Source organism: Nocardioides thalensis, from assembly GCF_013410655.1.
In the GTDB taxonomy this organism is placed as follows: domain Bacteria; phylum Actinomycetota; class Actinomycetes; order Propionibacteriales; family Nocardioidaceae; genus Nocardioides; species Nocardioides thalensis.
In genome coordinates, this window is sequence record NZ_JACCFP010000001.1 from 831,316 (window position 1) to 844,684 (window position 13,369).

14 protein-coding genes are annotated in these 13,369 nt (G+C 73.3%); 2 read left to right on the forward strand and 12 right to left on the reverse strand.

All coding sequences use genetic code 11. The annotated features are described in order from the left end of the window. Positions 1-39: 39 nt before the first annotated feature. Complete coding sequence (locus HNR19_RS04115; protein ID WP_179666751.1) at positions 40-831, forward strand: SRPBCC family protein; 792 nt, start codon at positions 40-42, stop codon at positions 829-831. A 13-nt stretch (positions 832-844) separates the two neighbouring features. Here the strand turns inward: HNR19_RS04115 and HNR19_RS04120 are convergent, their stop codons facing one another. Genes HNR19_RS04120 through HNR19_RS04150 form a run of 7 tightly spaced genes read right to left on the reverse strand, consistent with a single transcriptional unit; the run spans position 845 to position 6,754 of the window. Next, positions 845-1,534 carry a hypothetical protein gene (locus tag HNR19_RS04120; RefSeq protein ID WP_179666752.1) on the reverse strand — a complete coding sequence of 230 codons (690 nt, stop codon included), beginning with the start codon at positions 1,532-1,534 and terminating at the stop codon, positions 845-847. Next, entirely contained in the window at positions 1,531-2,442 is a 912-nt protein-coding gene (locus HNR19_RS04125) for a vWA domain-containing protein (RefSeq protein ID WP_179666753.1), read from the reverse strand. Before HNR19_RS04125 ends, HNR19_RS04120 begins: the two co-directional genes overlap by 4 nt. Further along, positions 2,442-3,521, reverse strand: a complete 1,080-nt coding sequence (locus HNR19_RS04130) for a vWA domain-containing protein (RefSeq protein WP_179666754.1) — start codon at positions 3,519-3,521, stop codon at positions 2,442-2,444. The genes HNR19_RS04125 and HNR19_RS04130 overlap by 1 nt, the downstream gene beginning before the upstream one ends. Next, a complete protein-coding gene (locus tag HNR19_RS04135) occupies positions 3,518-4,015 on the reverse strand; it encodes a hypothetical protein (protein ID WP_179666755.1) in 498 nt (165 codons plus the stop codon). The genes HNR19_RS04130 and HNR19_RS04135 overlap by 4 nt, the downstream gene beginning before the upstream one ends. Further along, positions 3,999-4,892 carry a DUF58 domain-containing protein gene (locus tag HNR19_RS04140; RefSeq protein ID WP_179666756.1) on the reverse strand — a complete coding sequence of 298 codons (894 nt, stop codon included), beginning with the start codon at positions 4,890-4,892 and terminating at the stop codon, positions 3,999-4,001. The genes HNR19_RS04135 and HNR19_RS04140 overlap by 17 nt, the downstream gene beginning before the upstream one ends. Before the next feature lie 8 nt (positions 4,893-4,900). Further along, a complete protein-coding gene (locus HNR19_RS04145; RefSeq protein ID WP_179666757.1) occupies positions 4,901-5,920 on the reverse strand; it encodes an AAA family ATPase in 1,020 nt (339 codons plus the stop codon). Between the two features lie 24 nt (positions 5,921-5,944). Next, positions 5,945-6,754, reverse strand: a complete 810-nt coding sequence (locus HNR19_RS04150; RefSeq protein WP_179666758.1) for an RDD family protein — start codon at positions 6,752-6,754, stop codon at positions 5,945-5,947. Positions 6,755-6,780: 26 nt separating this feature from the next. Between HNR19_RS04150 and HNR19_RS04155 the strand changes: the two genes are divergently transcribed. Next, positions 6,781-7,785 carry a stage II sporulation protein M gene (locus tag HNR19_RS04155; RefSeq protein ID WP_343047043.1) on the forward strand — a complete coding sequence of 335 codons (1,005 nt, stop codon included), beginning with the start codon at positions 6,781-6,783 and terminating at the stop codon, positions 7,783-7,785. A 248-nt stretch (positions 7,786-8,033) separates the two neighbouring features. Here HNR19_RS04155 and HNR19_RS04160 read toward each other — a convergent pair whose 3' ends face one another. The 5 genes from HNR19_RS04160 to HNR19_RS04180 are packed head-to-tail and all read right to left on the reverse strand — an operon-like array spanning position 8,034 to position 13,207. Next, a complete protein-coding gene (locus HNR19_RS04160; protein WP_179666759.1) occupies positions 8,034-9,335 on the reverse strand; it encodes a DUF58 domain-containing protein in 1,302 nt (433 codons plus the stop codon). 11 nt (positions 9,336-9,346) lie between these two features. Then, positions 9,347-10,333: an AAA family ATPase gene (locus HNR19_RS04165; protein WP_179666760.1), complete on the reverse strand. Its 987-nt coding sequence runs from the start codon at positions 10,331-10,333 to the stop codon at positions 9,347-9,349. Beyond that, complete coding sequence (locus tag HNR19_RS04170) at positions 10,330-11,469, reverse strand: DUF4350 domain-containing protein (protein WP_179666761.1); 1,140 nt, start codon at positions 11,467-11,469, stop codon at positions 10,330-10,332. The genes HNR19_RS04165 and HNR19_RS04170 overlap by 4 nt, the downstream gene beginning before the upstream one ends. Then, positions 11,466-12,098, reverse strand: coding sequence for a DUF4129 domain-containing protein (locus HNR19_RS04175; RefSeq protein ID WP_179666762.1), 633 nt, complete (start codon positions 12,096-12,098; stop codon positions 11,466-11,468). The genes HNR19_RS04170 and HNR19_RS04175 overlap by 4 nt, the downstream gene beginning before the upstream one ends. Next, positions 12,095-13,207: a hypothetical protein gene (locus tag HNR19_RS04180; protein WP_179666763.1), complete on the reverse strand. Its 1,113-nt coding sequence runs from the start codon at positions 13,205-13,207 to the stop codon at positions 12,095-12,097. The genes HNR19_RS04175 and HNR19_RS04180 overlap by 4 nt, the downstream gene beginning before the upstream one ends. Positions 13,208-13,369 lie beyond the last annotated feature (162 nt).

Below are 13,369 nucleotides of genomic sequence, written 5' to 3' on the forward strand. Positions count from 1 at the left end.
GGCGCTGGTCCACTCACTCGATCGCATAGCCTCGAACGCATGGAGCTCACGCACACCTTCACCGTGCCCACGCCGGTCGAGGAGACCTGGGCGCACTTCCAGGACATCGCCGCGCTCGCGGAGTGCTTCCCGGGAGCCCAGGTCACCTCGGCGGAGGGGGACACGTTCGAGGGCACCTGCAAGGTCAAGCTCGGCCCGATCGCCCTCGTCTACACCGGCTCGGGCACGTTCACCGAGCGCGACGACGCCGCGCACCGGTTCGTCGTCGCCGCGAAGGGACGCGACAAGCGCGGCAACGGCACCGCCGGCGCCGACGTCACCCTGTCGATGACGGCGCCGAACGGGTCGGGCGGCTGCACGGTGGTGGAGGTCGTCACCGACCTGGCGATCACCGGCAAGCCGGCGCAGTTCGGGCGCGGGGTGATGCAGGACGTTTCGGACAAGCTGCTCGGGCAGTTCGTCGCCTGCCTGGAGCAGCGGTTGGGTGAGGAGTCGGCCGTCTCGGACCGGAGCCCATCGGACGCAGCGGACGAGGAGACGGAGCCGTCCGGGCTTGCCGGCTCCGCCGCGCAGCGGCGCTCGGTGGTCGAGGCCGACGGTGGTCAGGGCGCCGGCGCGTCGTCGCCGAATCGCCCGGCCGGCTCCGTCTCCTCGTCCGCCACAGTGGGCTCCGCTCCGGCGTCCTCCGCACGGGACGAGGACGACGCGCTCGACCTGGGCAGCGCGGTGCTGCCGGTGCTGCTGAAGTCCTATGGCAAGCAGGCGGCGCTGGGCGTGGTCGGCCTGCTGGTCGTCAGGTGGCTGGTACGGCGGGTTCGCCGCAGGGGCTGACGGCTAGAGCCCGTCACCAGGTCGGCCCCCGGAGGCCGGCCTCGCCCTGCTGCTGGCGCTCGTTGTTGCGCTCGGTCTGGCCGGCGGCGTTGCGGCGGTCGAGCTTCTTCTCCTCGGGGCTGGGCGGCTGCGGCTCGTCCTCCTTCTCCGGCTCCTTCTTCTCGTCGTCCTTCTTGTCCTTCTCCTGGTCCAGCAGCTTCTGCAGCCGGTCGTCGACGGCCTTCGCGTCGGCGGTCTGCTCGGCGCCGCCCGGGGCGTCGTCCGGGCAGCCGCCGGCGGCGAGCGCGTCGACGCCCGCCTGCCAGGCCGTCTCGGCGGCGTCGCGGTCGGGCCGCTTCTGGGTCATCAGCTCACCGCCGGCCGCCTCGTGGGCGAGCGCGAGGTTGATCCGCACGAGGCACTCCTGCTCGGCCGGCACGCCGTCGAGCGCGTCGGTGTAGAGCGCGATCGCCGTGTCGAGCTCGCCGGCCGCGTGCCGGGCGGCGCCCTCGTCAAACGCGGTGATCCAGGACTCGAAGAGGTCGAGGGACTGGTTGGCCTCCAGCTCGTCGGCGGCGGCGCCGTACGCCTCCTGCGCGAAGCGCTCACGGCCGTCGCCGTTGTGCGACAGCATCAGCGTCACCTTGAGCAGGTAGGCGAGGACGAGCACCGCGGGCAGCGCCCCAGCGACGAACAGCCGCTTGCGCAGCGCCTCGCGGCTCATCGCGGGCCGCCCTGTCCCGGCACGGCGCGCAGCGCCTCGGACGCCAGGGTCCAGGCGCGCGCAGCGACGTAGAGTTCCCAGAGCAGCAGCAGCACCAGCACCAGGCCGGCGATCCAGACCAGGTCGCGCTGGCCGCTGCCGGAGGTGCCGTCGTTGCTGGGCGTCGACCGGAAGTCCGCGGCGACCTCGTCCATGCCGCCCGGGGTCGTGCGGTGCACGTAGTCGACGTCGAGCTCGTCGGCGAGGTCGGCCAGGTTCTCGGGGTCCGCGCGCGAGATGGCGTCCGTGAGCTCCTGGTAGTCGTAGACGTAGCCCTGGTCGGTGCTCATGTCGTCGGCCTCGGGCATCCGCGCACCCTCCTCGGTGCCGTAGCCGAGCACCGCGCCCCCCGCGATCAGGTCGCCGACCTCGTCGTACGGCGCCGGCTGGCCCTCGTCGGTGTCCTCGCCGTCGCTGACGAAGACCACGAACCGGCGCCGGTCGGGGTCGAGCTCCGCGGCCCGCTCCAACGTCGTGGTGACCTCGTAGACGGGCCGGTCGATGCGGGAGCCGGCGGAGAAGAAGACCGACTCCACGAACGTGGTCTCGACCGCGGAGGTGAACGCCGCCGTGTCGGTGGTGAACGGCAGCACGAGGTCGGCGTCGGCGCCGTAGGTGAGCAGCCCGAACCGGGCGCCGGGCAGCGCCTCGGCGAGCGCCGGCAGGTCCTGCTCGACGCCGTTCCACCGTGGCTCGCCGTCGCCGTAGTCGAGCGCCGCCATCGAGCGGGTGGTGTCGACGACGACGAGGACGTCGATGTCGGAGCCCTTGGTCACGACCGGCGCGTTCCCGCCCCGCAGCGGCACGAGAAGGATCACCACGAGGGTGGCGGCGATCAGGACGCGGCGCACGATGGTGAGGACCGGCATCACGACCTCACCTTCAGCTCCAGCTTGGGGACGGCCTCGGTCGCGCGCTCGGCGCGCGCCGCCGGGGTCGCCCGCCGGCCCTGGAGCCAGGCCGCCGCCTGCGCGGCCCAGACGAGGACGAGAACGCCGCCGCCGACGCCGGCGACCAGGCGTCCCGGGCCCGCGCGGTCGACGACCTCGATCACCGGGGGCTTGTCGATCTTCTCGGCCTCGAGCTCGTTGATCGCGTCGACGACCTCGCCGGCGGACCCCTCGTCGCCGAGCAGGTGGTAGGTGCCGCCGGTCGCGGCGACCACCTGCTCGAACTCGGCCGCCTTCTCGGGCTTCTCGTTCGTGTGCGGCGCCGCGACGGCGTGCACCACGACGTCGCGCTCGACGGCGTACCGCTGGGCCTGGCGCAGCGTGAAGATGCCCTCGCCGGCGGGCTGGTTGTCGGACGCCAGCACGATGGCGCGCCCGCGGTCCTCGTCGAGCCGGTCGAAGCGCTGCACGCAGGAGACGAGCCCGTCGCCGATCTGCGACACGGCGCTGGCGAAGCCGGTGCCGACCGTGTAGCTCCAGTCCTCGGTCTTGAACGCCCGCTGCGCGCGGTAGAGCTCATCGCTGACGAACTCGTAGTCGTCGGTGAGCGGGAAGATCGAGATCGACCGGCCGTCCCAGATCGTCATGCCGATCCGCTCGCCCGCGAGCCCGTCGACGATCTCCTGGAACTCCGCGATCACGCTCGCGTTGACCTGGCTCATCGAGCCGGAGGCGTCGAGGCACAGCACGATGTCGCGGGTGCGCGCGTTGCTGTCGCTGCTGCGCGTCTCCTGCAGCCGCCCGGCGAGGATGATGCCGCCGAGGCAGGTCCCGAGGGTGGCGACGGTCGCCAGCATCGCGAGGTTCTGGCGCCGGGCGATCAGGGCGCGGTAGCGGGGGAGCGCCTGCAGGCGGGCGACGTGCGCGACGTACGTCGTGTTGGCCGGAGGCCGCGGGCGGCGTACCCGCGCGGCGATCACGACGATGACGACGAGCGTCGTCAGCAGCAGCATCAGCCAGGTCTGCGCGAACGTGGACTCGAGGGTGGTCCAGTTCATCCCCATGACGCCACCACCGTGCGGGCGTCGTCGACGGCGCGCTCGAAGGCGGCGCGAGCGGCCTCGCGGCTCGCGCCGTCGGGGTCGTCGGGCGCGAACTCGGGCGGATACATCACCGCGATCGCGTCGGCGAGCTGGCGGGGCGCGCGGGCGCGGAGGTCGGCGAGCGTCATCGTGCGGGCCGGGAGGTCGCTGACCTCCTCGACGTAGCCGCGCACCAGGCCGCTGAGCTGCTGGTGGGCCAGCCGGGGCTCGATGCGCCCGCTGCGCACGTCGTCCTCGATCGAGTCGATCCGCGACAGGTGCCGGCCGCGGGCCGTCGTCACCGGCGGCGCCGCGGGCTCGTCGGCGCGCGGCCGGGTGAGCGCCCACGCCGCGACGTAGTAGGCCGCGACCAGGGCGAGGCCGATCAGCGCGAGCGTCAGCCAGGTGCCCGCGTAGTCGACCGGCCCGGTGAACTCCTCCGGCAGTGGGACGTCACCTGCGGACAGCATGACGGTGCCTCTCCAGCAGGCGGAAGACGGCGGCGACGGCGGAGTCGCCGTCGTGCACGTGCTCGTGGACGATGCCGAGCTGGTCGAGCCGACGCCGGCGGTCGGCCTCCTCGGCGCGCACCAGTGCGGCGTACTCCTCCTGGAGCACGGTGTCGCCGCGGATCCAGTCGGGTACGGCGCTGCCGGAGTCGATGTCGACGAGGCGGCCTGCCCCGTCGTCCTCCGGGACGCTCGTCGGGTCGAGGTCGCCGATCGTCACGAACAGCACCTCGTGCTGGACCGTGAGCCGCTTGAGCGCGTCGGCGAGGTCGCGCGAGATCTCCCGCTCGTCGGCGACGACCAGCAGGATCGTGCGGCGGCGCACGGCGCGGGCGGCGTACCGCAGGACCGCGGTGAGGTCGGCGGCCGGGGCGTCGGGGGTGGTCGTGTCGTGCACCTCGGCGAGCAGCCGCTCGAGGTGCAGCTCGCCGCCGCCCGGCGGGCGCACGTGCTGGTCGGCGGCGTGGCCGTGCACCAGCGCCACCAAGTCCTTGTGCTCCACGGCGAGGTAGCCGACCATGCCCGCGACCAGCACCGCGAGGTCGCGCTTGGCGACGCGGGCGTCGTTCATCGCGGCCATGCTCCGCCCGGTGCTGACGCACAGCAGGATCGTGTGCTTGCGCTCGGCGACGTACCTCTTGACCAGCAGGCTGCGGGTGCGCGCCGACGCCTTCCAGTCGATGTCCTTCACGTCGTCGCCGCGGACGTACTCGCGGAGGTCGTTGAAGTCGATGCCGCGCCCGGTCTGGACCGCGGCGTACTCGCCCTGGAGCAGGCCGCGCACCTTGCGGTGCGCGTGGATCGAGAGCCGGGACTTGACCCGGGTCAGGTGGGCCACCGATCAGCTCACGGCGTGGGGACTGCGCGGAAGACCGCGTCGATGATGGTCTCCGGGGCCACCCGGTCCGCGAGCGCCTCGAAGCTCAGGTGGATCCGGTGCCGCAGCACGCTGTAGCGCAGCTCGCGCACGTCCTCGGGGATCACGTAGTGACGGCCCTGGAGCACCGCCATCGCGCGGGCGGCCTGGAAGAACGCGATCGTGCCGCGCGGGCTGGCACCGATCTCGACGTACGGCGCGAGCTTGGCGCCGAGCACCTGCGCGCCCCCGCGGGTGGCGCGGATGACGGACACGACGTACTTCTTGATCGCCGGGTCGACGTAGACGCGCCGGACGAGCGACTGGAGGTCGATGACGTCGGCGGTCGAGATGACCGGCGCGACCGGCTGCTGGTGCTGGCCGAGCGTGCCGTCGTCGATCAGGTCGAGCACCGCGATCTCGTCGGCCTCGGCCGGGTAGTCGACGATCTCCTTGAGCAGGAACCGGTCCATCTGGGCGTGGGGGAGCACGTAGGTGCCCTCGTGGTCGATCGGGTTCTGCGTCGCGAGCACGAGGAACGGCGTCGGCAGCCGGTGGATCGTGCCGGCGATCGACGTCTGCTGCTCCTGCATCGCCTCGAGCAGCGCCGACTGGGTCTTGGCGCTGGCGCGGTTGATCTCGTCGAGCAGCACCAGGTTGGCGTGGACCGGGCCGAGCTGGGTCTCGAACTCGTGCGTGCGCGGGTCGTAGACCTGGGTGCCGATGATGTCGCTCGGCAGCAGGTCGGGCGTGCACTGGATGCGCGAGAAGCGGGCGTCGACCGCCTGCGCCAGGGTCGACGCCGACAGGGTCTTCGCGAGGCCGGGAACGCTCTCCATCAAGACGTGTCCCTCGGCGAGCAGGCTGACGAGGAGGGCGGTGCGCAGCCGGTCCTGGCCGACGACCCGGCTGTCGAACGCGGCGGACACCCGGTCGATCGCGTCGGTCGCGCGCGCGAGCTCGTCGGCGGTCAGCGGGTTGGCCGCGGTCGCGGGCGTGGTCGTGCTCATCGTGTGCTCCTCATCGGTTCCTGCTCAGATCCCGGCGGTGAGCCGGTCACGGGTGGCCGCGTCGCGGCGAAGTCGGGCGAGGTCGCGCTTGCGGCGCTCGGCGATGACGGCGGCCAGCACGAGCTCGGGTGGCTCGTTGCCCATCGGCCGCGGTGCGACGTACTGAAGCACGTCGGCGAGCAGGGCGCCGCCGAGCCGGTCGCGGGTGGGACGGTCGAGCCCGGGCAGCCGCCCGAGGAACTGGCGTACGGCGAGCGCGAGCCCGGTCGGGAGGGAGGCGATGTCGGCGTGGGCCGCCCACGCCGCGAGCTGGCGGGGCATCTCGGGCGGGTGCGGCAGCTGCAGGGTGACGCGGTCGCGGACGACGTACGTGCCCGCGGCGTAGTCGCCGAGCCGCTTGCCGCGCCGGCTCAGCAGCATCGAGAAGAATGCGGGCGCGCCCGAGAACGCGTAGATCTCGACGAAGCCGATGAGCGCGCGCACCACCGCGTGGTGGAAGCTGATCGGGCCGCCGTCGTCGCGCACCGTGCGCAGCCCCATCGCGAGCTTGCCGACCGAGCGGCCGCGGGTGAGCGTCTCGAGGGTCGCCGGGAAGACGACGAAGACGAGGACCATGCCGAGCACGTAGGCCGCCCAGAGCAGGGCCTCGTCGGTCTGGACGGTCGCCGTCAGCAGCACGAAGAACGTGATGAAGCCGCCGACCAGGGTCACCAGCAGGTCGATCAGGCCCGAGACCAGCCGGGTGCCGAGGGACGCTGCGGGCAGGTCGAGTGCCACGCCCTCGCCCGTGACGAGGTCGTCCTCGGTGAGCGTGGCGAACTCGGCGGCTGACATCGGGGCAAGGGTATTACGGTGAGCCCGTGCCGCGGATCGACATCGACGCCTACGTGGCCGCGCACTCCCACGAGTGGGCGCGGCTCGAGGAGCTGCTCCGCGAACGGCGCCGTACCGGCGCGACCAGTGACGAGCTGGTCGACCGGTACCAGCAGGCCGCGACCGACCTGTCGGTGATCCGCACGTCGGCTCCCGACGCGCAGCTGGTGTCCTACCTGTCCTCGCTGCTCGGCCGGGCGCGCGTGGCGATGCTCGGCACCCGCGTCACCCGGTGGCAGGCGTTCGGCCGGTTCTTCACCCACCAGTTCCCGGCGGCGCTGTATCGCCTGCGCTGGTGGTGGCTGGGGTGCTTCGCCGGCAACGTCGTCGTGCTCGCGGTGATGATGTGGTGGCTCGGCGACCACCCCGAGGTCGAGCAGTCGCTGCTCTCGCAGTCGGAGATCGACGCCCTCGTGAAGAACGACTTCGAGAACTACTACAGCGAGCACGCCGCCGGTTCGTTCGCCACCCAGGTGTGGGTCAACAACGCCTGGGTCAGCGCGCTGTGCATCGCGCTCGGCATCCTCGGCCTGCCGGTGCTCTACCTGCTCTTCAACAACATCGCCAACCTCGCCGTGGTCGGCGCGATCATGACCCGCTACGACCGGGGCGACCTGTTCTGGGGGCTGATCCTCCCGCACGGCCTGCTCGAGCTCACTGCCGTGTTCGTGGCGGCCGGCGTCGGCCTGCGCCTGTTCTGGTCCTGGATCGAGCCCGGCGGGCTGACCCGCGGCGCCTCGATCGCGCACGCGGGTCGCACGGCGATCACCGTCGCCATGGGCCTGGTCGTGGTGCTGCTCGTCAGCGGCATCATCGAGGCGTTCGTGACACCGTCGCCGCTGCCGACCTGGGCCCGGATCGCGATCGGCGTCACCGCCGAGCTGGTGTTCTTCGCCTACGTCTTCGTCGTCGGCCGTGCTGCCTCCCGCTCGGGCGCGACCGGCGACATCGCCGACGACCTCCTCGAGGACCGGGTCGCCACCCAGGCCTGACCGTCGATGGCTCGCCGAGTCCAGCCTCATGGTCCGCCGAGTCCAGCCTCATGGTCCGCCGAATCGGGCCTCATGGTCTGCCGAGTTGTGCTCGATGGTGCGCCGAATCGGGCCCCGTGGTCCGCCGAGTTGTGCTCGACGGTTTGTCCGGTCCGGCTCACCGCGAGACGGAGAGCCTTGAGCGACCATCAGGTCGAACTCGGCGGACCATGGGGGGCGGATTCGGCGGACCATGGGGGCGGATTCGGCTAGAGCTGGCCGGCCGCCTTCAGCGCGAGGTAGTGGTCGGCGAGCACCGGCGGGAGCGACTCCGCGTCGGCCTCGAGTACGTCGACGCCGAGCTTGCGGAGGACGTCGCCGGTCCAGGCCCGCCGGCGCAGCTCCTGCTCGGCGGCGGCGGCGTCGTAGACCTCGTCGATCGAGTCGCGGGCCTCGGCGAGGCGGCTCAGCTCGGGGTCGCGGACCGACGCGAGCACCACGCGGTGGTGGCGGGTGAGCGACGGGAGCACCGGCACCAGGCCCTGGAGCACCGACGTCGGCTCGAGCGGCGTGAGCAGCACCAGCAGCGACCGGCGGCGGCCGAGGTCGTGGACCGCGCCGGCGAGCGCGTCCCAGTCCGCCTCGACGAGCACCGGGTCGAGGTCGGCCATCGCGTCCTGGAGGCGGGCGGCGACATCGCGGCTCCCGGCCAGGCGCAACCGGGTGCGCACCCGCCGGTCGCCCGCGACGAGGTCGACCCGGTCCCCGGCCCTCGAGGCGAGGGCGGCGAGGAGCAGCGCGGAGTCCATCGCCGCGTCCAGCCGGGGTACGCCGTCGCCGGAGCCCACCCGTCCGGCCGCCGTACGTGACGTGTCGAGGACCAGCACCACGCGACGGTCGCGCTCGGGCTGCCAGGTGCGGACGACGACGTGGGCGCTGCGCGCGGACGCGCGCCAGTCGATCGAGCGTATGTCGTCGCCGCGCACGTACTCCCGCAGCGAGTCGAACTCGGTGCCCTGCCCGCGGACCCGCACGGCCGCGCGGCCGTCGAGCTCGCGCAGCCGGGCGAGCCGCGACGGCAGGTGCTTGCGGGACTCGAACGGAGGCAGCGCCCGCACGGTGCCCGCCAAGTCGTAGGTGCGCTGACGGGCGGCGAGCCCGAGCGGGCCCCACGACCGGACGGTGACCCCGTCGGCGCGCAGGTCGCCGCGACGACGGGGGAGCAGCGGCGTACGCAGGATCCGGCGGTCGCCCGCGGTGAGCCGGAGCCGGTGCCGGTTGCCGGTGGCGCCCGCCGACGGCTGCCACGCGTCGCGCACCTGGAGGCGCAGCGTCCGGCGGCCCTCGTTGCTCACAGTGAGCACCGACTCCGCCCCGTCCCCGAGTCGTACGGCGCCCGCGTCCTTGCGCAGTAGGCCGGCACCGCCGGTCGGGCCGGCGAGCAGCAGGTCGAGGCCGGTGAAGAGCAGCACCGCCAGCAGCCACAACCCGACCGTGCCGCCGCTCGGGCGCAGGTAGACCGCCCCCACCCCCAGGAGGAGCAGCAGCGGGACCCGGCCGGAGATCGCCATCAGCGCCGGCGCTAGCGCGGGACCGGCACGGAGCCGAGCGCGGAGGAGAGGACGGCGGCCACGTCGACGCCCTCGAGCTCAGCCTCCGGGCGGAGGCCGAGGCGGTGGACGAGGGCGGCGTGGGCGAGCGCCTTGACGTCGTCGGGGGTCACGAAGTCGCGCCCCGACAGCCACGCCCACGCGCGGGCGGCGCGCAACAGCGCGGTCGCGCCGCGCGGGCTGACGCCGAGCGAGAGCGAAGGGGAGTCGCGGGTGGCGCGGGCGATGTCGACGATGTAGGTCGCGACCTCCTCCGACACCTGGACCTTCTTCACCGCGGCCTGGCCGGCCTCGATGTCGGCGGCGCTCGCCACCGGTCGCACCCCGGCACCGGCGACGTCGCGCGGGTCGAATCCGCTCGCGTGGCGGCTGAGGATCGCAATCTCGTCGGACCGCGGCGGCACCGGCAGCACGACCTTGAGCAGGAACCGGTCGAGCTGCGCCTCGGGCAGCGGGTAGGTGCCCTCGTACTCGACCGGGTTCTGCGTCGCCGCGACGAGGAACGGGCGCGGCAGCGGCCGGGTGACGCCGTCGGCCGACACCTGGCCCTCCTCCATCGCCTCCAGCAGCGCCGACTGCGTCTTCGGGGGCGTCCGGTTGATCTCGTCGGCGAGCAGCAGGTTGGTGAAGACCGGCCCCTCCCGGAACGACAGCTCGCCCGCCTTGTTGTCGATCACCAGCGAGCCGGTGATGTCGCCCGGCATCAGGTCCGGGGTGAACTGCACCCGCCGCGTCTCCACCGACAGGGACGCCGCGAGCGTGCGCACCAGCAGCGTCTTGGCGGTGCCGGGCACGCCCTCCATCAGCACGTGCCCGCCGCACAGCAGCGCCACCAGGAGGCCCGACACGGCGGCGTCCTGCCCGACGACCGCCTTCGCGACCTCGTGCCGTACGGCGAGCAGCCGCTCGCGCGCGTCGACGGGGGGACTGCTCGGCGGGGGCGGTGGGATCTCGGTCATCCGCGGGGGACCTCTCTGATCAGCTCGGACAGCTCCTGGGCCAGGTGGACCAGGCGGGCATCGGTGTCGGGCACGGGGCCCGCGTCGGACAGGCGTACGGCGACGTCCTCGCGCCGCCGGTCCAGGCGTGCGGCCACCGCGTCGATCACGGCGTCCTCCGACGCCTGCCGGCCGAGCGCGAGCCGCTCGGCGAGGCGGCGGCGGGCCGCGGTCCGCAGCGCGGTGGCAGCGTGGGCGCGGTCGCCGCCCTTGCGATACATCCGGCCGCGGCTGCGGGCGGTCTCGACGGCGCGCACCACGACCGGCAGCGGCTCGGTGGACAGCGGCCCGAGCCGGCGGTAGCGCCACAGCACCAGCGCGACCAGCGCGAGCGCCGCCATCCAGAGCCCCGGGCCGATCCAGCGCGGCAGCAGCGCCGAGAGCGACACGGCCTCGCCGTCGACGGTGTCCTCCAGGGACGGGACGTACCAGACCAGGCGCTCCTCCTGCCCGAGCAGCCGCAGCACGACCGCGGCGTTGTCGCCGCGGAGCACCTGGTCGTTGGTCAGCGCCTCGGCGGCCCCGAGGTAGACCGTGCCCGAGCCGCCGGTCACCAGGAGGTGCCCGTCGTCGGTGGGGAAGCAGCCCTCGCGCTCGTAGGCCGTCGCGGTGTCGACCGTCAGGGCCAGCCCGTCGTAGAGCGGGTCGCCGCAGTCGGCCGCGACGTCGTCGACGTCGCCGGAGATGCGGGTGTCGAGCTCCTCGATCTCGTCGATGACGTACGACGGCGGGTCCGCCAGCACGAGCCGGGCCTCGCCCGCCTCGCGCCGCAGGTGCCGGACGGTCGAGCTCGCGAGGCTCTCGGCGCCGGTCACCAGCACGGTCGTCGAGGCGTCGACCTCCGCATCAGCCAGCTCGTCGGCGGAGCGCACGATCGTGACGTCGACGCCCTCCCCGTCGAGCACCTTGGCGACGGCCTGGGCCCCCTCGGGCCCGGTGTTGCGCGGGTCGAGGTCGCCGCCGTACTCGTCGTCGCCACCTCCGGTCCACAGCGCGACGCCCACGGCCAGCACGAAGCAGACGCCGACCACGATCGGCCAGCGGTAGCGCTGCCACAGCCTCGCCGGCCGCAGCGGCTCCGTCGCGGTGGCCGTCATCGGCGCACCGCCCGCCCGGACAGCTCCGCGTCGAGGGCGAGCACGGCGCTCGCCTGCTCCCGCGTCGCCGGCCGGTCGCCGTACAGCACGGCGTCGAACGTGTCGGCCGCCTGCTCGATCCGCTCGCGGTGCCCCGCGAACGCGCTCCCGAGGGAGGCCGCCAGCTCGTGCGCGGTCGCCTGCGGCAGGTCCTCGATCCGGTCGCTCTCCACCTGTCGTACGGCGAGCGCGCGGAACGCGTCGAGGAGCGCATCGTCGTAGCGGCCCTCCGCCAGCGCCGCCTCGGCGCGGGCGCGCAGCTGCGCGGCGGTGATCGTCTCGTCGGTCAGCGCGGGCGCCGAGCGGTCACGCACCCGGGTCGTGCGCCGGGCCCGCGAGACGAGGGTGCCGATCGCGACCAGCAGCCCCACGAGCAGCAGCAGGAGCAGGAACGCGGGGACCCCCGACAGGTCGCTGACCGACTGGACGCCGTCGTCGAAGAAGCGGACGAGCCAGTCCCGGAGCCGCTGGAGCAGGTCGGTGTCGTGGTACTCCGGCCGCGCCAGCTCCCGTCGCAGGGACGAGCGCGCATCGTCGCCGCTGGGGTCCAGCGGCGGGTCGAGGAGGAGGTACGACGGCGGGAGGCTCACTGCGGCAGCAGCCCTGCCTCCCGCATCAGCTCGACGTCGTAGGCCTCCTTGCGCATGCGCAGGTCGACGTACTGGAGCGTGGTGACCGCGGCGAGGAACGGCGCCACGAACGCGTTCTGCACGACGGACGCGATCGACTGGCCGACGAACAGCACGAGCAGCGACTGCTCGGGGAACACGAAGACCAGCACCTGCGCGGCGATCGAGACCGGCGCGGACAGCAGCCCACCGGCGAACGTCCCGATCAGGTAGGTGAGCAGAGCGATCCCGAACGTGCGCCAGAACTGGCGCTCGGTCAGGCGGCGGCCGCGGCCGATCGCCCCGAACACGCCGACGTCCTCGAGGATCAGCGCCGGCACCGGCAGGTAGAACAGCTTGATCCAGCTCCACACCATCAGCGCGGCGCAGCCGAGGAAGCTCGCGATGCCCCACAGCACCGACGCCAGCACCGACTCGGTGGCGATGATGACCAGCGCGAGCAGCAGCCCCCAGCCGGCCCAGATCACGAGCAGCGTCAGGCTCACCAGCGCGGCGAGGCCCAGCGCGCGCCACCGCTTGCCGCGGGTCGACGCCCACGCCTGGTCGAGCGTGAGCTTGCGGCCGACCGCCGCGGCGTGGACGACCTTCGTCATCATCGCCGTCACCAGCGTCAGCCCGATCCACGACAGCACCGAGGAGAAGATCAGCGAGCCGTACGCCGACAGCAGGCCCACGGCCTCGCCGGTCGACAGGTCCTCCGACGACGACTCGGCGGTGAGGTCGACGGTCACCCCGCCGACGAACGTCACCAGCACGGTGACGATCACGGGGATGAGCATCGCGACGGCGGTGACCAGCACCGCGGCGCCGACGGTCGCCTTCGGGTTGTAGCGGATGATGCGGAACGCTCCGTCGTACATCGACCCCAGCGTGAGCGGCCGGAGCGGGATCGCGCCCGGGCGGTGGAAGGCCCCGCCGAGGTGCTGCCAGCCCTGCGCCGTCCGCGGTACGGCGGGCGCCTGCGCCGGGGCGTACGGCGCCCCGGGCGGTGCGGGTGCGATGCTGGCCGGTGGGTCCTCCGGCGGGGGAGCGCCGGGTGGCGGGTAGTGGTGCGGTGGACCTGCGGTCATCGCACTCCTTCGTCGCTGATTTGGACCTGTTCGCGGATGGATGCCAAGATAGTCCGGTTGCTCCGGCGTGATCGCCGGGGTGCGGCACATCTTGACTACTGAATCGCGTCTCCCGAGCAGCGCCCCCGGTGCTGCTCCCTGACCGTGGTCGGTGGTGCTGAA

What these genes read in the sequence shown, in the direction of transcription:
- HNR19_RS04165 (WP_179666760.1), bottom strand. Translation starts at nt 10,333, where the DNA reads ATGACCGAGATCCCACCGCCCCCGCCGAGCAGTCCCCCCGTCGACGCG.
- HNR19_RS04180 (WP_179666763.1), bottom strand. Translation starts at nt 13,207, where the DNA reads ATGACCGCAGGTCCACCGCACCACTACCCGCCACCCGGCGCTCCCCCG.
- HNR19_RS04125 (WP_179666753.1), bottom strand. Translation starts at nt 2,442, where the DNA reads ATGCCGGTCCTCACCATCGTGCGCCGCGTCCTGATCGCCGCCACCCTC.
- HNR19_RS04120 (WP_179666752.1), bottom strand. Translation starts at nt 1,534, where the DNA reads ATGAGCCGCGAGGCGCTGCGCAAGCGGCTGTTCGTCGCTGGGGCGCTG.
- HNR19_RS04145 (WP_179666757.1), bottom strand. Translation starts at nt 5,920, where the DNA reads ATGAGCACGACCACGCCCGCGACCGCGGCCAACCCGCTGACCGCCGAC.
- HNR19_RS04150 (WP_179666758.1), bottom strand. Translation starts at nt 6,754, where the DNA reads ATGTCAGCCGCCGAGTTCGCCACGCTCACCGAGGACGACCTCGTCACG.
- HNR19_RS04130 (WP_179666754.1), bottom strand. Translation starts at nt 3,521, where the DNA reads ATGAACTGGACCACCCTCGAGTCCACGTTCGCGCAGACCTGGCTGATG.
- HNR19_RS04170 (WP_179666761.1), bottom strand. Translation starts at nt 11,469, where the DNA reads ATGACGGCCACCGCGACGGAGCCGCTGCGGCCGGCGAGGCTGTGGCAG.
- HNR19_RS04115 (WP_179666751.1), top strand. Translation starts at nt 40, where the DNA reads ATGGAGCTCACGCACACCTTCACCGTGCCCACGCCGGTCGAGGAGACC.
- HNR19_RS04135 (WP_179666755.1), bottom strand. Translation starts at nt 4,015, where the DNA reads ATGCTGTCCGCAGGTGACGTCCCACTGCCGGAGGAGTTCACCGGGCCG.
- HNR19_RS04160 (WP_179666759.1), bottom strand. Translation starts at nt 9,335, where the DNA reads ATGGCGATCTCCGGCCGGGTCCCGCTGCTGCTCCTCCTGGGGGTGGGG.